The 17,531-nt window shown below is 67.0% G+C and carries 15 protein-coding genes; 13 read left to right on the top strand and 2 right to left on the bottom strand.

The genetic code is table 11. The features are described 5' to 3' along the window. Positions 1-29 precede the first annotated feature (29 nt). Positions 30-794, bottom strand: coding sequence for an SDR family NAD(P)-dependent oxidoreductase (locus tag EDC22_RS03530; protein ID WP_132805233.1), 765 nt, complete (start codon positions 792-794; stop codon positions 30-32). Between the two features lie 163 nt (positions 795-957). On the opposite strand from EDC22_RS03530, the gene EDC22_RS03525 reads away from it, so the two are divergent. The 12 genes from EDC22_RS03525 to EDC22_RS03470 all read left to right on the top strand — a co-directional run bounded on the left by EDC22_RS03525 (position 958) and on the right by EDC22_RS03470 (position 14,275). Next, entirely contained in the window at positions 958-1,701 is a 744-nt protein-coding gene (locus EDC22_RS03525; protein WP_132805587.1) for an SDR family oxidoreductase, read from the top strand. After that, positions 1,698-2,810: an Ldh family oxidoreductase gene (locus EDC22_RS03520; RefSeq protein WP_425385506.1), complete on the top strand. Its 1,113-nt coding sequence runs from the start codon at positions 1,698-1,700 to the stop codon at positions 2,808-2,810. Before EDC22_RS03525 ends, EDC22_RS03520 begins: the two co-directional genes overlap by 4 nt. Positions 2,811-2,901: 91 nt before the next feature. After that, positions 2,902-3,900, top strand: coding sequence for a C4-dicarboxylate TRAP transporter substrate-binding protein (locus tag EDC22_RS03515; RefSeq protein ID WP_245499615.1), 999 nt, complete (start codon positions 2,902-2,904; stop codon positions 3,898-3,900). Positions 3,901-3,954: 54 nt separating this feature from the next. Further along, positions 3,955-4,443 (top strand): TRAP transporter small permease, encoded by a 489-nt coding sequence (locus EDC22_RS03510; RefSeq protein ID WP_245499614.1) that lies wholly within the window; start codon positions 3,955-3,957, stop codon positions 4,441-4,443. Beyond that, complete coding sequence (locus EDC22_RS03505; RefSeq protein WP_132805231.1) at positions 4,440-5,723, top strand: TRAP transporter large permease; 1,284 nt, start codon at positions 4,440-4,442, stop codon at positions 5,721-5,723. Before EDC22_RS03510 ends, EDC22_RS03505 begins: the two co-directional genes overlap by 4 nt. A 241-nt stretch (positions 5,724-5,964) precedes the next feature. Next, positions 5,965-6,519 carry a hypothetical protein gene (locus EDC22_RS17875; RefSeq protein ID WP_165926775.1) on the top strand — a complete coding sequence of 185 codons (555 nt, stop codon included), beginning with the start codon at positions 5,965-5,967 and terminating at the stop codon, positions 6,517-6,519. Positions 6,520-6,881: 362 nt separating this feature from the next. Further along, a complete protein-coding gene (locus EDC22_RS03495) occupies positions 6,882-7,961 on the top strand; it encodes a DUF2066 domain-containing protein (RefSeq protein ID WP_165926774.1) in 1,080 nt (359 codons plus the stop codon). An 82-nt stretch (positions 7,962-8,043) separates the two neighbouring features. Beyond that, positions 8,044-8,616 carry a CDP-alcohol phosphatidyltransferase family protein gene (locus EDC22_RS03490; protein WP_132805228.1) on the top strand — a complete coding sequence of 191 codons (573 nt, stop codon included), beginning with the start codon at positions 8,044-8,046 and terminating at the stop codon, positions 8,614-8,616. Beyond that, the gene (locus tag EDC22_RS03485) at positions 8,613-9,716 is read left to right on the top strand and encodes an AI-2E family transporter (RefSeq protein ID WP_132805227.1); all 1,104 of its coding nucleotides are present in this window, start codon (positions 8,613-8,615) and stop codon (positions 9,714-9,716) included. The genes EDC22_RS03490 and EDC22_RS03485 overlap by 4 nt, the downstream gene beginning before the upstream one ends. After that, complete coding sequence (locus EDC22_RS03480; RefSeq protein WP_132805226.1) at positions 9,713-10,426, top strand: P-loop NTPase family protein; 714 nt, start codon at positions 9,713-9,715, stop codon at positions 10,424-10,426. Before EDC22_RS03485 ends, EDC22_RS03480 begins: the two co-directional genes overlap by 4 nt. Before the next feature lie 50 nt (positions 10,427-10,476). Beyond that, positions 10,477-12,756, top strand: a complete 2,280-nt coding sequence (locus EDC22_RS03475) for an RNA degradosome polyphosphate kinase (protein ID WP_245499613.1) — start codon at positions 10,477-10,479, stop codon at positions 12,754-12,756. Then, complete coding sequence (locus EDC22_RS03470; RefSeq protein ID WP_165926773.1) at positions 12,698-14,275, top strand: Ppx/GppA phosphatase family protein; 1,578 nt, start codon at positions 12,698-12,700, stop codon at positions 14,273-14,275. Before EDC22_RS03475 ends, EDC22_RS03470 begins: the two co-directional genes overlap by 59 nt. 23 nt (positions 14,276-14,298) lie before the next feature. Here the strand turns inward: EDC22_RS03470 and rnd are convergent, their stop codons facing one another. Further along, positions 14,299-15,567: a ribonuclease D gene (gene rnd, locus EDC22_RS03465; RefSeq protein ID WP_132805225.1), complete on the bottom strand. Its 1,269-nt coding sequence runs from the start codon at positions 15,565-15,567 to the stop codon at positions 14,299-14,301. A 137-nt stretch (positions 15,568-15,704) separates the two neighbouring features. Between rnd and aspS the strand changes: the two genes are divergently transcribed. Continuing rightward, positions 15,705-17,474, top strand: coding sequence for an aspartate--tRNA ligase (gene aspS, locus EDC22_RS03460; protein ID WP_132805224.1), 1,770 nt, complete (start codon positions 15,705-15,707; stop codon positions 17,472-17,474). Positions 17,475-17,531: the final 57 nt, after the last annotated feature.

Genomic DNA, 17,531 nt, shown 5'->3' with positions numbered 1-17,531 from the left:
TTGCCTTTCCGACTTCAAATCACGTGTCCCTAGATGCCGGATGCGAGGTAACCGCCATCGACGCACAGCACGGATCCGGTGACAAAGCCCGAGGCCGGCGATGCGAGATAGATAGCGGCACCCACCAGTTCCCGCAATTCTCCCATCCGGCGCATTGCCGCTCGTCGGCCCGCACGCGCCTTGCGGTCGGCGGACATGCGGTCGCGGTTGAGATCGGTCAGGAAGAATCCGGGGGCGATGGCATTCACCCGCACCCCCAGTTCACCCCATTCCCACGCCAGGCTCTTGGTCAGGCCGACCACCCCCCACTTGCTGGCGCTGTAGGCGGCGGCCTGGTCCCAGCCGGTATGGGCCGCCAGCGAGGCGATGTTGATGATGGTGCCGCCACCCGCGGCGATCATGCGGGCCCCGAACCGCGTGCAGGCGAAGAACGTGCTCTTGAGATTGGTGTCGAGGATCGCGTCGTATTCGGGTTCGGAGATGTCCAGCGCCGGCTTGATCGCGGTCACGCCCTGGCAGTTGACGAGAATGTCGATGCGCCCGTGATCGGCCCAAACCGCGGCGCAGAGCCTGGAAAGCTGCCCGACGTCGCGTGCGTCACAGGCGTAGGTTGTCGGCCCCGTGCTGCGGGCGGGCAGCAGATCCGCTGCCATGCGCAGGCGTTCCGGGTCACGCCCGGACAGCAGGACCGCGGCGCCGGCGCCCGCCAGGCCCTGCGCGAGTTCCCGCCCGATGCCGTCGCTGCCACCGATCACCAGCGCGGTCTTTCCTGTCAGGTCGAACAATCCGTCCATGTTGCCTCAACTTCGGTTCCGCCCGGCCACGGGCGTGTTCGCCAGGGTTCCGTACAAAGTATGCACTATACTTTGGATAAAGTATGCACTATACTCGGCACAATGTATACTCTATACGAATCGAGGCGGCGGCGGTTGGCCGCCAGGGAACCGGAGGCGGGTCTTGGCCGGGCGGCTTGCAGGAAGGACAGCATTCGTCACGGGTGCGGGCCAGGGGATCGGACGCGAGATCGCGCTGACCTTCGCCACCGAAGGCGCGCGGGTCATGGCGGTCAGCCGAACCGCATCCAAGTTGGCAACGCTTGCTGCGGCCAATGCGGCGATCGTGCCGGTGGAACTGGACGTCACTGACGGGCCCGCTCTGGAATCCGCGATCGCTTCAGCCGGCGCGATAGACATCCTGGTCAACTGTGCCGGCTGGGTATTCGACGGCAGGATCACCGAGTGCAGCGATGAAGACTGGGAGTATGGACTCGCGGTCAACGTCACCGCGGCGTTCCGTGCCATTCGCGCCGTGCTGCCGGGCATGGCGGCGCGACGCCGCGGGGCGATCGTCAACGTCGCCTCGGTGGCGTCGAGCGTTGCCGGGGTTGACCGGCGCGCCGCCTACGGCGCGTCCAAGGCCGCACTGATCGGGCTGACCAAGGGTGTCGCCCGGGAAGCCATCGGCGATGGCGTGCGGTGCAATGCCCTGTGCCCGGGAACCACCGACACGCCGTCGCTGGAGGAACGCATACGATCCAGCGCGGACCCCGAGGCGGCGCGGCGCGCCTTTGTCGCGAGGCAGCCGATGGGGCGCCTGGGCACCGCCGCCGAGATGGCCGCGGCGGCCCTGTTCCTGGCCAGCGACGAGGCCGCTTTCATGACCGGCCAACTGCTGATCATCGACGGGGGGCAGACGCTTTGACGGTGCATAATTCGCATCCCGAGGACGAAGCCGTCCTGTGCGCCGAGGCGGGTGCCCTTCGTGCCTTCAGCATCGATGTCCTGAGCCGCGCCGGCGCCGACGCGGCGACCGCCGAGGCGGCCACCCGTGCGATGATGCACGGGTCGTGCCTGGGGGTCGACAGCCATGGCATCCGGCTGCTGGCACATTACGTCGCCGCCCTGAAGGGCGGTCGCGTGAATCCGGCGCCAACTCTTCGTCTGGTCAGGGAGGTCGGGGCGACGGCAGTGCTTGATGCCGGGCACGGGCATGGTGCACTGGCCGCCTATACCGCAATGGATCACGCGGTTCGGCTGGCGGGGAGCCACGGCACGGGCGCGGTGGCCATTCGCAACTCGTCCCATTTCGGCCCAGCCGGGGCCTACGCCCTTGCCGCGGCGGAGCGCGGCCTGATCGGCCTTGCCACCTGCAACTCCGATAGTTTCGTGAGCCTCCACGACGGCGCGGAGCGGTTCCACGGCACCAATCCGCTGGCCGTCGCGGCGCCCGTCGCCGGGGGCGAGCCGTGGCTGCTGGACATGGCGACGAGTGCGATAACCTACAACCGGGTACAGCTGCACCGCAGCCTCGGCCGGCCGCTGGACCCGGGCGTGGCCGCTGCCGAGGATGGCAGCGCAACCACCGACCCCGAACGCGCCTCGATGCTGGCCCCGCTGGGCGGCCCCTACGGCTACAAGGGCGCTGGCCTTGCGGGCCTGTCCGAAATACTGAGCGCCGTCTTGACCGGAATGCGGATCAGCCCGGAAATCCTGCCGATGGCCGGCCCCGACCTGTCCAGCCCGCGCGAGATGGGCGCCTTCGTGCTTGCCATCGACCCTGGCGCCTTCCTGCCGGCGGAGGTCTTCCTGGCCGGCATGGCCCGCTACCTTGCCGCACTGCGCCAGTCGCGCCCGCTGCCGGGCGCCCGGGTTCTCGCCCCCGGCGACCGGGAATGGGCGGAGCGCGACCGGCGCATGCGGGACGGGATCCCGATCGACCCGGCGACAGCGGCCGCCTTCGTGCAGCTGGCGCGGACCTACGGCCTGACACCGCCCATTCCGGTTTCATCCGTGGCGGAGAAGCAGCCATGAAGACAAGCGCGTCACACAGAAGCGCGCAAAGCCTGCGAAGCCGGTGCCGGGCACCGGTACCGGATCAGACACAACAATATCCAACGCAACGATGGAGGAAGACATGCCACTGGCCAGAACCGTGACCGCCGCCCTCGCGGCGACCGCCCTGTGGGCGGCCGCGCTGCCCGCCACGGCGCAGGAATTCACACTGCGCTTCAACCACGTTCTCGGCCCGTCCGAACCTTTCCACCAGGGCTTCCTGAATTGGGCCGAACGCGTGAACAAGCGCACCAATGGCGGCCTGAAGATGGAAGTGTTCCACAGCGCCCAGCTGGGCGTCGAGGAGGACATCATCGAGCAGATCCGGCAGGGCGCGAACATCGGCCAAAACACCGACTCCGCCCGGCTGGGCAACTACGTGCCGGGGATCGCGATCATCAACGGCCCCTACTTCGTGTCGAGCATGGACGAGGTGTTTGCCTTGACCGAATTGCCGACAATCCAGAAATGGCTGCAGGAACTGGCCGATGACCACGGGCTCAAGGTGGTCTGCTTCGACTGGGTCCAGGGGTTCCGCAACTTCTTCACCATGAAGCCGATCCGCAGCCCCGCCGACCTGGCCGGTCAGCGCATACGCACCCCTCCCGCGCCGATCTGGCAGGAATCGATCCGCGCTCTCGGGGCCGAGCCGGTGGCGATGGCCTTTGGCGAAGTCTATCCTGGGCTTCAGCAGCGCGCCATTGACGGAGCGGAGCTGGTCTACCCCAACATCACCGCCGGCAAGCTGTTCGAAGTGCTGAAATATGCCAACGAGACCAAGCACATACTGCTGGTCAACTTCCAGGTTGTCAGTTCGGCCTGGTTCAACAAGCTGCCGGCCGACTACCAGACCGCCCTGGTCGAGGAGTGCCGCGCCGCCGGTCAGGAAACCTCGGCCGTGATCGCCGAGGCGACGGCCAAGGCCAAGGCCACGGTGCAGGAGATGGGCATGGAAGTGGTCGAGGATGTCGATCTGGACGCCTTCCGCGAGGCGGGCAAGGCGGCCTATGCCAAGCTGGGTCTGACCGAGGCGGTCGAACAGGTCCGCGCCGAGATGGCCAGCCGGTAGCCGATGACCCGGATGGCTGCCGCAACGACCCGAGGGCGAGGACGCCTTGACGCCGTGTTGCGTGCCCTCGGACGGACCGAGGCCGTGCTGGCCGCGGTGCTTCTGGTTGCGATGGCGGTTCTGATCTTCGTCGGCGGGGTGGCGCGGATGGTGCGCCACCCCCTGAACTGGACCACAGACTTTGCCACCTGCTTCTTCGCCTGGGCGGCGTTTCTGGCCGCCGACGTGGCCTGGAGACGCGACTCGCTGTTGAGCATCGACGTCATCGCGGGCCGGCTGGAGGCGCCGGCGCGGCGCTGGCTGAGGCTCGTCAACCTCGTGTTGATCTGCTTCTTCCTGATCTACGTCATTTGGGCGGGAACCCGGTTGGCGATCCTGTCCAGCGCGCGCAGCTTCCAGGGCATCCCCTGGATCAGCTATTCGTGGGTGACGATGAGCCTGCCCGTGGGTGCCACGCTGCTGCTTCTGACCACCGGAACCAAGATCGTGGCCCTGCTGCGCGAGGCCCGATCCGACGACCCTTCGGAAGGTAGGCGGGGATGATCCTCGTCGTCGCCACCTTCGTCGTGCTGATGCTGATGGGCATGCCGCTGGCCTTCGCCATCGGCATGGCCGGCACGGTGTTCTTCATCCAGCACCCCGAACTGCCGTCGACGATACCGGTCCAGGTCACCGTTTCGCAGACCCAGAACTTCGCCCTTCTGGCGATCCCGCTGTTCATCCTCGCCGGCAACCTGATGAACGGTGCCGGCGTATCCGAGCGCCTGCTGAACGTCGCCTCGGCCTTGACCGGACGGATGCGCGGCGGGCTTGCGCAGGTGTCAGTCACACTGTCGGCGCTGATGGGCGGGGTTTCGGGTTCGGCCATCGCGGATGCGTCGATGCAGGCGCGGATGCTCGGCGACGAGATGTCCCGCCGGGGGCTGCCGCGCCCCTTCGCTGCCGCCGTGCTCGCCTTCGGCGCGATCCTGACCCCGATCATTCCGCCGGGCATCGGCATGATCCTCTACGGTTCGATCGGACAGGTGTCGATCGGGCGCCTGTTCGCCGCCGGTTTCGTGCCGGCCGCCATGCTGTGGCTCGGCCTTGCGCTGACGATCTGGCTTGTCGCGCTGCGCCGCGGCTTTGTCCCCGAACGCAGCGAGGGGATGCCGCTGCGCGCTCACCTTGCCGCCTGGCGGGGCGGGGCCTTGGCGCTGCTGTTTCCGGTGCTGCTGCTGGTAGGGCTACGGATGGGGGTGTTCACGCCGTCCGAGATCGGCGCCTTCGCTGTGGTCTATGCGGCATTCCTTGGTTTCATTGTCCATCGCCGCCTTGACCGGCGCAGCACCGCCGAGGCGCTGGAGGGCAGCCTGACCGACATCGGGTCGGTGATGTTCCTGATCGCCCTGTCGGCGATCTTTTCCTACGGCATCGTGTTCGAACGCGTTCCCGAGACCATTGCCAATGCCATGATCGGGCTGACCGACAATTTGCAGCTGGTGATGATCCTGATCGTTCTGACCGTGATCGCGGCCGGGTTCTTCATCGATGCGACGGTGCTGATCATCATGCTGACGCCGATCTTCCTGCCGCTGATCCGGTCGCTTGGCGGCGACCCGGTGCATTTCGGCATGGTCTTCATCATCGCGGCCACCATCGGCAACTTCACGCCGCCGGTCGGGGCGGCGATGTATGCCGTCTGCTCGATCCTCAAGGTGCCGCTGGGGGAATACAGCCGCGAAGCGGTTCCCATGCTGATCGCGGTGACGCTGGTCGTGCTGGCTATGATCTTCCTGCCCGGCCTTGTTCTCTTTCTGCCCGACCTCCTGTTCGGCAGGTAGCCGCGGTCTGTTGTCCCCCGGGCCGCAATGCGTTTCGGTGACAACCTGAATCGCTTGGATGGCTGGTGAGATATGATCCGCCCGTCATCGCGATCGGGTGGATGGGCCAGGCCAGCAGCAATGCCGTCGGCGGTTCGGGCCGGGACGTGTCGCGCTTCGCCGAACCGGAAACCGCCGACCGGCCGCCCGTGCCGTCGCATTCGGGATGCGGAAACGGCTCGTGAGGCGGCCTGCGGAGGCCGTGACCGCGCTGCCGTCGCATCCCTGCGTATCCGGTCGTACGGCGCCCGGGGACATCGCCGACCTGCCGCGCCCGGCGAAGGTCGCCGAGGATCGCCAAGCTGGAGTTCCGGACCTCGCCCAGGATCCCGGCCGCGGGCTGCTCGAACCGGTCGCCCGCCCGACCGAGCGGATCGACGCCGCGGCTGCAGGGCTCGCGGCGATGCCGAACGAGGCGCACATGCCCGGGCAACCTCGGACCAGGCCCAGCGCCGGCCCGTTCTCAGCGCCTGCGGTCGAGACCCCTGGGCAGGCGCTGGGCGTGTTTGCGCCGCCACTGACGGGGGCCCCGACCCTTGCGCCGTCGCAGGGTCGGCACCGGGGCGACCCGGCCGCGCGCGATCAGGTGGGCGATGATGCGACCGACGGTGGCGTCGGAGACCGCAAAGCCCTGGCGGCGCAGGGGCGGGCCGAGCTTGGCCTTGCCCCACATCGGATGATCGAGGCGCAAGCTCTCGACCGCTTCGACGAGGGCCGGCATCCACGTCTTGGGCCGGGTTCGCTTGGGGCGCCTTGAGCGCCGTTCCGGCCGCTCTTGCCAGCGATACAGTGTCGAATGCGGCACGCCGACCGCCTCGGCGGCCTGATCGGCGGTCAGCTCGTCGGCCAGCGCCTGCCGCCAGCGGGCGACTGCGGCGTCAGCGGATCGCGGCTTCGTTATCTGGGGACTTCGCCGCGATCCGCGACGCAAGCTTGCCGATTCTGATAATGTCGCCGGGCAGGCCAAAAACCTGCATGGGGTTTCCTGTATCTCGAGCCTGAGCATCCCGAGCTTCGGAGAACCCCTCCTCTCATTCAACCCGTCTCAAATCTGTCTGAGCGCGGACAGGAACTGGTGGACTTGCGCCGCCCGGTGGCGTCGCCACGATGCCAGTCGCCATGCACCGCGCCGATTCGACCTTCGCCTCCATTGCCCTGAGCCTCGCCGTGGGGGTTTCGGCGCTGATCGCTGCGAGCTCGGCACGCGCGGAGTTCGATCCCTACATGGTACGCAACCTTCGCGTCAGCGCCTCGGCAGCCGACGCTGTTGCTGCGAAGGCAGAAGCGATGGCCGAGGCCGCGCGGATCGGCGCGGCCAGGGTAATCGGGCGGATTGCCGTCGGCGCGGAAACCGAGCGCGCCGCCGATATCGATGCGGTTGAGGCGGAAAAGCTGATCTCGACGATCGAGATCGCGGCGGAGACAATCGGGCGGACGGGGTATGCGGCGGAGGTGAACCTCCTCTTCTCGCCGCTTCTGGTGCGCGGATATCTCGCGCGACACCAACTTGGCGTGGCGGATGTTCCCGCGCCACTGATCCTGCTGGTGCCGATCCTGTTCGAGAATGGCGTGCCGCGCGCCTGGGAGGCGGCCGAGGTCTGGGCGCAGGCACTGCGGGCGGCGGGAATGGAGGAGGGGCTGACGCCGGTCGTCCTCCCACGCAATTCGCGTTACGACCGGCAGGCCGATCTCGACCGGATCATTGCCGGCGACCGCATCGCGCTGCAGGAGCTCCGCATCCGCTATCGCGCCCAGGGCGTGGTCGTTGCCCGCCTGGACACCGAGTCCTCGACATCGGCAATGCTGCTCGGTCTCAGAGGCGAGGACGGGGCCGGCGCGATCGACCTGACGATGGAGATAGGTGACGGCGGATTCGCCGGCGCGGCCGGCCGGGTGGCGGCGGCGCTGTCGGGCCGCTGGAAGGCCGCCATCGCCCGACGCGCAGGCGTCACCATCGGCATCGACTCGAGCATGCCGGTACGGGTATTGTTCGCCGGACCCGACGGGTGGACGCAGCTGAGGCAGCGGCTGGAACGCTCGAAATGGGTCACCGGTCTGGCGGTCGAAGGCATGGAGGCCTCCGCCGCCAACGTGGTATTGTGGTATTCGGGTCGGCTCGACGACCTGCCGCGTCGACTCGCCGAGGACGGGCTGGACCTTTTTCAGGCGGGCAATGCATGGCTGTTGCAGTCCTATTGAGCCCGGGCGTATCGCTCCGGCAGCCATCGAGTTCGTGCGGTTTCATTCGCTCCGGGATGTCGGCGGGAACAGCGGTGCGTCGTTGAACATCCCCAATCTGATCACGATCCTGCGCCTGCTGCTCGTGCCTGCCGTGGTCTATCTGATCGTGACGGGCGAAATCCTCGTCGCGTTCTGGCTGTTCGCCGTGGCAGGGCTTTCGGATGCCGTGGACGGGTTTCTGGCCAAACGCTACGGCTGGGTGACGGATCTCGGGGCCTATCTCGATCCGCTTGCCGACAAGGCGCTCCTGGTGAGCATCTTCGTGGCGCTCGGCATCCTGGGCGCGCTGCCGGTCTGGCTGGTGTTCCTGGTCGTCAGTCGCGATCTGTTCATCGTCTGTGGCGTGCTGCTGTCCTGGATGCTGGAAAAGCCCGTTGCAATGGCACCGCTGATGGTGAGCAAGGCCAACACGACGGGGCAGATCCTGCTCGCCGCGACGGTTCTCGCCGATCTTGGCTTTCAGCTCGATCTGGCACATATCCGGGCGGCGCTGGTGGCGCTGGTCGGGTTGCTGACCGTCGTTTCGGCCGCAGCCTATCTTGTCAACTGGATACGGCACATGGCCGGCGGCCAGACCACCGAGCGGATCCACCAAAGGGGCGGACAGCAATGAGCCTGCAGCGGCAGATGGGGTTCTGGATGGCGGCGCTCGCCGTCCTCATCCTGATACTGGTCGTGCTGCGGCCGATCCTTCTGCCCTTTGTGGCCGGAATGGCGCTTGCGTATGCGCTGGACCCCCTGGCCGATCGTCTGGAGCGGCTCGGGCTCGGGCGTCTGGTCGCGAGCCTTTTGATCCTGTTCCTGTTCGCCGTCGTGTTCATCGTTGCGATCGCCGCGCTGGCGCCGCTCCTCGGCCAGCAGATCGCACTGTTCGCGCAGAGCCTGCCGGCCAATATCGCGCGGCTCCAGGAACTGTTCCTGAAGGCCAGTCAGAGCGCCCAGCTTGGCTGGCTGCGCGACATGCTGGGAACGGGCGAGGCCGGCGGGTCGACCAGCTTCTCGGTTGGGGAGCTGGTCGGGCAGGCCGCGAGCTGGCTTGCCGGCGTCGCCCAGTCGGTCGTCTCCGGCGGGCTCGCGCTCGTCAACTTCCTGTCGTTGCTGGTGGTAACGCCGGTGGTGGCGTTCTATCTCCTGAACGACTGGGATCGGATGGTCGCCCGCATCGATTCCTGGCTCCCGCGCCAGCATGCTGCGACGATCCGGGCTCTCGCGCGGCAGGTCGACGACGCTTTGGCCGGCTTCGTGCGCGGGCAGGCGCTGTTGTGCCTCATCCTCGGGCTGTTCTATGCCATCGGTCTGACCCTCGTCGGCCTCAACTTCGGACTGCTGATCGGGCTCGGTGCGGGCTTGATCAGCTTCATTCCGTTCGTGGGCACGATTCTCGGCTTCCTCGTGGCGGTTGGCGTGGCGCTCGCGCAGTTCTGGCCGGACTGGTTGATGATCGGCATCGTGATCGGCATCTTCATCACGGGCCAGGCCCTGGAAGGCAATGTGCTGCAGCCCAAGCTCGTCGGCGAGCATGTCGGGCTGCACCCCGTCTGGCTGATCTTCGCGCTGTTCGCGTTCGGATACCTGATGGGGTTCGTCGGCATGCTGCTCGCCGTGCCGCTGGCGGCCATCGTCGGCGTGCTCAGCCGCTTTGCCGTCCGCCAGTACCTGCTCAGCAGCTACTACACCGGGACGGGCGGCGATTCCGGCAAGCCGGTGGCATGAGCGCAGCCCGGCAGCTTCCGCTCGCGTTTCCCTTCCGCGCGGCACTCGGCCGGGAGGACTTCCTGGTCGGAGCGGCCAATGTCGCGGCGGTGTCGGCAATCGACGGATGGCCGGAGTGGCCCGATGGCGGTCTGCTGCTGATCGGACCGACCGGCAGCGGCAAGTCGCACCTCGTCGAGGTCTGGCGCCGCCGGTCGGGTGCGCGCCGCTTTGCGGCCGACGCCTTGCCGGAAAACGTCGTCGACGGGCTCGACGACGTCAGCGCCGTCGCGGTGGAGGATTGCGGGGCGGGTGTCGACGAGCGGGCGCTGTTCCATCTGCTCAATGCTGCGGAGCGTCGCGGCGTCGACGTGCTGTTGACGGCCCGGTCGGCGCCGGGGTTCTGGCGGGTCACGATCCCCGATCTGCTGTCGCGGCTGCGGCGTCTGCCGGCGGTGGTGATGCAGGCCCCGGACGAGGACCTGCTCGCGGCCCTGATCGTCAAGTTGTTCGCCGATCGGCAGATCGCGATCGAGCGGGGCGTGGTCGACTACGTGCTGCCGAGACTGGAGCGGAGCTTCGAAGCCATGCAATCATTCGTCGACCAGGCCGACCGGCTGGCAATGGCCGAGGGCAAGCCGGTGACGCGTGCCCTTGCCGCGCGCGTCCTGGCGGCGTGCCGGCCGTTGCCGGTCGCAGAAACATCCCCGGGCGAGCCGGCGACAGACTGAATTCTGTAACAGTCGTCGCATATGCTGGTCGCGAGTCGGAGGAGCGGACGATGGATCAGACGGCGGCGCCGAGCAGCAAGAAGGCAACGGCGGTACGGCGCGCTCGCGATGAACGCGGCGCTTCAATGGCGTCCGAGGAGGCCGGTGTGGCGGCTGCTGATCCGCAGGCAGAGGACGCCTTCGAGCAGTGGATGCACGCACCCGACCGCTTCGTGAACCGCGAGCTATCCTGGCTCGGTTTCAACAGGCGCGTCCTCGAAGAGGCCGACAACGTCGATCATCCCCTGCTGGAAAGACTGCGCTTCCTGTCGATCTCAGCCAACAACCTGGACGAATTCTTCATGGTGCGCGTGGCCGGCCTCAAGGGGCAGGAGCGCGCTGAGATCACGACGCCGAGCCAGGACGGTCTGTCGCCGCGCCAGCAGCTGGCCCGGATCGCCGAAGCGGTGCGCAAGCTGACCATCGACCAGCAGAAGAGCCTTGCCACGCTCCTGGCGGAGCTGGCCGGAGCCGGCATCATACTGGTCGAACCGGCGGATGTGACGGCAGCGGACAAGGACTGGCTAGACCAGTACTTTCTCGAGCATGTCTTCCCGGTGCTGACACCGCTCGCGGTCGATCCCGCGCATCCGTTCCCGTTCATTCCCAATCTCGGCTTCACTGTCGCGCTCGAACTGGTGCGCCCCGAGGACGCCAAGGTGATGCGGGCGCTGGTCCGCATGCCGAACAAGATCGAGCGCTTCGTGCCGCTGCCGGAGACCGGCACCGTGGGGCAGGGTGGCGAACCCGCCTTGCGCTTCATGCGTCTGGAAAGTGTCGTGGAGCTGTTCATCGGCCGACTGTTTCCCGGCTACAAGGTGCGCGGCGGTGGTGCCTTCCGGGTAGTGCGCGACAGCGACATCGAAGTGGAGGAGGAGGCCGAGGATCTCGTCCGCTTCTTCGAGACAGCGCTCAAGCGCCGGCGGCGCGGGTCGGTGATCAGGCTGGAGCTCGCCGCCTCGATGCCCCCGCAGCTGCGCTCCTTCGTAGCTGATGAGCTGGGTGTCTCGGACGACGAGGTGCAGGTCATCGACGGGTTCCTGGCGCTCTCCGACTTCTCGCAGCTCGTCTCGGTCGATCGGCCGAAGATGCGGTTCCCGCCCTATGCCCCGCGGTTTCCGGAGCGGATCCGCGATCACGGCGGTGACTGCTTTGCGGCCATCCGGCAAAAGGAGCTGATCGTCCACCACCCCTACGAGTCCTTCGACGTCGTATTGCAGTTCCTCAGGCAGGCGGCCGCCGACCCCGATGTCGTGGCGATCAAGCAGACGCTGTACCGCACCTCCAACGATTCACCGATCGTGCGGGCGCTCGCCGATGCGGCGGAATCCGGGAAATCGGTCACGGCTGTCGTCGAGCTCAAGGCGCGGTTCGACGAGGAGGCTAACATCCGCTGGGCCCGGGACCTGGAACGGGCCGGTGTCCAGGTGGTGTTCGGGTTCGTCGAACTTAAGACGCACGCCAAGCTGTCGCTGGTGGTTCGCAGGGAGGCCGGCCACCTTGCCTCCTACGTGCATATCGGAACGGGCAACTATCACCCCGTGACCGCCCGCATCTACACGGATCTGTCGTTCTTCACGACGGACCCGGCCATCACGCGCGACGTTGCGCGGATCTTCAACTTCATCACCGGCTATGCCGAACCGCAGGGGCTCGAGGCGATGGCCGTTTCGCCATTCACCCTGAAGTCGACGATCCTCGAGCATATCGAGCAGGAAGCCGAGAACGCGCGGGCCGGCAAGCCGGCAGCCATCTGGGCCAAGATGAACGCGCTGGTCGATCCAGACATCATCGACGCGCTCTACCGTGCAGGGCGCGCCGGCGTCGAGATCGACCTGATCATCCGCGGCATCTGCTGCCTGAGGCCTGGCATTCCCGGCCTTTCGGACAACATCCGGGTCAAGAGCATCATCGGCCGGTTCCTGGAGCATTCGCGCATCTGCGCCTTCGCCAACGGGCAGCCTCTGCCCTCGCGCAAGGCGAAGGTCTACATCACATCGGCGGACTGGATGCCACGCAATCTGAACCGGCGGGTGGAGGCGCTCGCGCCGATCACAAACCCCACGGTCCATGCACAGGTTCTCGATCAGATCATGATGGCGAATCTGAAAGACAACGAGCAAAGCTGGCGGCTCTTGCCCGATGGCGGATCGAAACGCATCATCCCGGCCGAGGGCGAGGAGAGGTTCAACGCTCATCGCTACTTCATGACCAATCCGAGCCTGTCTGGACGTGGAAAGTCTCTCCAACAGCATTCCCCGAAGCCAATCGGCGCAACCCCTGACAGCTGAGGCCGCACGGGCACTGGAGACCGCGCCCGGCCGCCTCAATCATCTCGAACCTGTCGGCGTCGTCGACATCGGCTCCAATTCGGTTCGTCTCGTCGTCTACGAAGGCCTGACGAGAAGCCCGACCCCGCTCTTCAATGAGAAGGTGCTGTGCGGGCTCGGCCGTCTCGTGGCCAGCAAGGGCGTGCTCGACGAGGAGGCCGTCGTCGATGCGCTGCTGGCTCTCAGGCGGTTCAATGCGATGGCGCGGCAGATCGGCGCGCGCCAGGTGCATGTGCTTGCCACGGCGGCGGTACGCGAGGCGAGCAATGGTCCGGCCTTCGTGACCCGGGTCGAACAGGTGTTCGGCGGGCCGATCCGCGTGCTCAGCGGCGCCGAGGAGGCGCAGCTCGCCGCCTACGGCATCGTCGCCGGCATGCACGAGCCGGACGGTATCGCGGGTGACCTGGGCGGCGGCAGCTTCGAGGTTGTCAGGGTGGTGGGCAACCATATCGGCGAGGGCGAGACCCTGCCGCTCGGTGGCCTGCGTCTGAAGGATCTGGCCGGCAGGTCGATGAAGCGGGCCGAGCGGCTGGTCGCCGACGCGGTGGACGCCTCGGCAGTGCTCGGCGAGGGGAGCGGACGCGATTTCTACGCCATCGGCGGCACCTTCCGCGCGCTCGCCCGCCTGCACATGTCGCAGAGCGGCTACCCGCTCAACGTGATGCACGGCTACGCTATTCCCGCTGGCGAGGCGCTCGAGTTCGCGCGGCTGGTACGGCGGGTCAAGCCCGCATCGCTGTCGGCGATCGACGTGGTCAATGCCGCCCGCCAGGAGCTGCTGCCCTACGGTGCTCTGGTGCTCGAGCACGTGCTGCGCCGCGCGCAACCCAAACGGGTCGTGATCTCGGCGCTCGGCCTGCGCGAGGGGCTGCTCTTCACGTTGCTGGACGCGGAGGGGAGGGCGCAGGATCCGCTGCTCGCGGCCTGTGCCGACCTGTCCTATCTGCGGTCCCGCTCGCCGCGGTTCTCGCGGGAACTGTGCTTCTGGACCGACGCGTTCATGCTGTCGACCGGTCTGGAGGAGTCGGCGGAGGAACGGCGCCTTCGGCATGCGGCATGCCTGCTCGCCGACATCGGCTGGCGGGCGCATCCGGATTATCGCGGCGAGCAGAGCCTCAACATCATCGCCCATGCGAACTTCACGGGTATCGACCATCCAGGCCGGGCGTTCCTCGCCCTGACCGTCTACTACAGGCACGCTGGGCTGGAGGACGTGCAGCTCAGCCCGCGCATCCGCGAACTCGCAACCGCACGGATGATCGACCGAGCCCGCATCCTGGGAGCGGCCTTACGCGTTGCCTATCTGCTCAGCGGCGCCATGCCGGGCGTGATCGACAAGGCCAAGCTGGCGGTCGAACACCGCACCGTGGTGCTGCATCTGCCCGGCGAACTTGCCAATCTCGCCGGCGGCCGCGTGCTCGGCAGGTTGCGCCAGCTGGCCAAACTGATCGGACGCCGCGCCGAGATCGTGACGGTGTAGCGGATATCAGCGTCCCGCTTTCGTCACGGTAGCGACGTCTCCGCGCGCCCGTCGCTGTTCGGGTCGGTGGCCGCCATCCTTGCGGTGGCCGGCCGGCGTGGGCGTCGGCGGCGGGCTTTCGGCAAGGGGCGCTCGGAGGGCTCGCGCGGTTCAAGGGCGATGCGGCCGCCGTCGATGGCGAGGGTCAGGCGGCCATGCTTGAGGGCGAGGGCCTGCTCTCCGAAGATTTCCCGGCGCCAGCCATGCAGCGCGGGCACGTCGGCATCGTCATCGGCGGCGATCGCCTCGATGTCGTCGGAATTGGCGATGAGACGGGCCGCCACCCGGTTCTGTTCGGCGACATGCTTCAGAAGCACCTTGAGCAGATCACTCACTGCACCGGGCAGCCTAGCCGGGCCGTCGTTGCGGGGGACCGGCGGCAGGGCCTCCGGTGGCTGTGCCCGTATGGCCTGGACGAGCGCGACGAGCTCGCGGCCGGCCGCCGAGCGCTCGTAGCCGCTCGGCACCGTCCGCAACCGGCGCAGGGCCGCCTCCGAGTCGGGGGCATGCAGGGCGATCTCGTAGATCGCATCGTCCTTGAGAATGCGGCTGCGCGGCACGTCGCGGGTCTGTGCCTCGCGGTCACGCCAGGCGGCGACCGCCTTCAGGATCGCGAATTCCCGCGGCTTGCGCACCTTCAGCTTCAGCCGTTTCCAGGCGAGTTCTGGATCCGTGTCGTAGGTCTGAGGTGAGGTCAGGATATCCATCTCCTCGCGGATCCAGTCGTGCCGGCCGAGGTCCTGGATCTCGGTTTGCAGCTTCGCATAGATCGGCAGCAGATGGATCACATCGGCGGCTGCGTAGACGAGCTGATCCTCGGTCAGCGGGCGGCGCGACCAGTCGGTGAACCGATGCGTCTTGTCTATGGTTGCGCCGGTCAGGGCGCGCACCAGAGCCTCATAGCCAACCGACTCGCCGTGCCCGCACACCGCCGCGGCGACCTGGGTATCGAACAGCGGATGGGGAATCAGTCCACCGAGATGGAACACGATCTCGATATCCTGACGGGCGGCGTGGAAGACCTTTGTCACCCGCTCATCCGCCATCAACTCGAAGAACGGGGCAAGGTCGAGGCCCGTAGCAAGGGCGTCGACAAGCACCACACCGGTATCCGGTGTCGCCATCTGGATGAGACAGAGCCTCGGCCAGAACGTGGTGTCGCGCATGAATTCGGTATCGACGGCGACGTGGTCCGAGGCGGCGATGGACTTGCAGGCCGACGCAAGATCGGCGGTCGTCGAGATGAGGTTCATGCGGTCCTGTATAGATCAAGCCGCGGCGATTCCCAGCCGTGTGAGCCGAGTCGTGCAGCAGCGGTGTCCGCATATTGACTTTCAGCACCCCCTGTGCGCCTCTCCGCGGCAATTCCCCCCTTCCGCACGAGGATCAAATGCACGCCTACCGTTCCCACACCTGTGGCCAGCTGCGCGAGGCCGATGTCGGCACCACGGCGCGACTGTCGGGCTGGGTGCATCGGGTCCGCGATCATGGCGGGCTGCTGTTCATCGACCTGCGCGACCATTACGGAATAACGCAGTGCGTCGCCGATCCGGATTCGCCCGCCTTCAGGCTGGCCGAGACGGTTCGGTCGGAGTGGGTGATCCGGGTGGACGGGGAGGTGCGTCGCCGTCCTCCGGAAACCGTCAACGCCAACCTCGCCACCGGGGCCATCGAGGTCTTCATCACTGCAATCGAGGTTCTCAGTGCAGCCGCCGAGCTGCCGCTGCCGGTGTTCGGCGAGCCGGACTATCCCGAGGAGATCCGGCTCAAGTACCGGTTCCTGGACCTCCGTCGCGAGCGGCTGCACCGCAACATCGTCAAGCGCTCGGCGATCATCAGTTCGTTGCGCCGGCGGATGATCGAGAGTGGCTTCACGGAGTTCCAGACGCCGATTCTGACCGCCTCGAGCCCGGAAGGCGCGCGAGACTTCCTGGTGCCATCGCGGCTGCATCCGGGCAAATTCTACGCGCTGCCGCAGGCGCCCCAGCAGTTCAAGCAGCTCACCATGATCGCGGGCTTCGACCGCTACTTCCAGATCGCGCCCTGCTTCCGCGATGAGGATGCCCGCGCGGACCGTTCGCCCGGCGAATTCTACCAGCTCGACATCGAAATGAGCTTCGTCACCCAGGACGACGTGTTCGCCGCCGTCGAGCCGGTGCTGCGCGGTGTGTTCGAGGAGTTCGCAGACGGCAAACCGGTGACGCAATCCTTTCCGCGCATTCCCTATGCCGAGGCGATGCGCAAGTATGGCTCGGACAAGCCCGATCTGCGCAATCCGATTGTGATGGAGGCGGTCAGCGAGCATTTCCGCGGCTCGGGCTTCAAGGTCTTCGCCAACATTCTCGCAAGCGATCCGGATGCAGAGGTCTGGGCGATCCCGGCACCCGGCGGTGGCAACCGGGCGTTCTGCGACCGCATGAACACCTGGGCGCAGGGCGAGGGCCAGCCCGGGCTCGGCTACATCTTCTTCCGCGAGGGCGAGGGCGCCGGACCGGTTGCCAAGAACATCGGGCCCGAACGCACCGCAGCAATCCGCGCCCAGCTCAGGCTTGGCGACGGCGACGCCGTGTTCTTCGTTGCCGGCAAGCCGAAGCTGTTTGCAGCCTTCGCGGGCAATGCCCGCAGGAAGATCGGCGAGGACCTCGGCCTGATCGACAAGGACCGCTTCGAGTTTTGCTGGATCGTCGATTTCCCGATGTTCGAGTGGAACGAGGACGAGAAGAAGATCGATTTCTCGCACAACCCGTTCTCGATGCCGCAGGGCGGGCTCGAGGCCCTTGAGACCAAGGATCCGCTCGAGATCCTCGCCTATCAGTATGATGTCGTCTGCAATGGTATCGAGCTGTCATCGGGTGCGATCCGCAACCACAAGCCGGAGATCATGCGCAAGGCGTTCGCGATTGCCGGCTATGGCGAGGACGTGCTGGAGGCGAAGTTCGGCGGCATGCTGAGGGCTCTGCAGTACGGCGCGCCGCCGCACGGCGGCATTGCGCCCGGGGTCGACCGCATCGTCATGCTGCTGTGCGGCGAGGAGAATTTGCGCCAGGTGGTGATGTTCCCGATGAACCAGCAGGCGCAGGACCTGATGTTGGGGGCACCGTCTGAGGTGTCGGCCAAACAGCTCCGCGAGCTGCATATCCGGGTGGTGCCGCCGGCATGACAGCGCGGCCGGTTGCGGTCCGGCATCCGACGGCACGTGCACTGTGCGGCTATCCTG

This window comes from Tepidamorphus gemmatus (assembly GCF_004346195.1).
Classification (GTDB): Bacteria; Pseudomonadota; Alphaproteobacteria; order Rhizobiales; family Tepidamorphaceae; genus Tepidamorphus; species Tepidamorphus gemmatus.
Note: the sequence above shows the minus strand (reverse complement) of the source record. Positions and strands in the feature narration are given on the sequence as shown.

Excerpts from the sequence above, each read along its gene's own strand:
- EDC22_RS03515 (WP_245499615.1), top strand. The coding sequence starts at position 2,902 with ATGGAGGAAGACATGCCACTGGCCAGAACCGTGACCGCCGCCCTCGCG.
- EDC22_RS03475 (WP_245499613.1), top strand. The coding sequence starts at position 10,477 with ATGGATCAGACGGCGGCGCCGAGCAGCAAGAAGGCAACGGCGGTACGG.
- EDC22_RS03505 (WP_132805231.1), top strand. The coding sequence starts at position 4,440 with ATGATCCTCGTCGTCGCCACCTTCGTCGTGCTGATGCTGATGGGCATG.
- EDC22_RS03530 (WP_132805233.1), bottom strand. The coding sequence starts at position 794 with ATGGACGGATTGTTCGACCTGACAGGAAAGACCGCGCTGGTGATCGGT.
- EDC22_RS03480 (WP_132805226.1), top strand. The coding sequence starts at position 9,713 with ATGAGCGCAGCCCGGCAGCTTCCGCTCGCGTTTCCCTTCCGCGCGGCA.
- EDC22_RS03495 (WP_165926774.1), top strand. The coding sequence starts at position 6,882 with ATGCACCGCGCCGATTCGACCTTCGCCTCCATTGCCCTGAGCCTCGCC.
- rnd (WP_132805225.1), bottom strand. The coding sequence starts at position 15,567 with ATGAACCTCATCTCGACGACCGCCGATCTTGCGTCGGCCTGCAAGTCC.
- EDC22_RS03485 (WP_132805227.1), top strand. The coding sequence starts at position 8,613 with ATGAGCCTGCAGCGGCAGATGGGGTTCTGGATGGCGGCGCTCGCCGTC.
- aspS (WP_132805224.1), top strand. The coding sequence starts at position 15,705 with ATGCACGCCTACCGTTCCCACACCTGTGGCCAGCTGCGCGAGGCCGAT.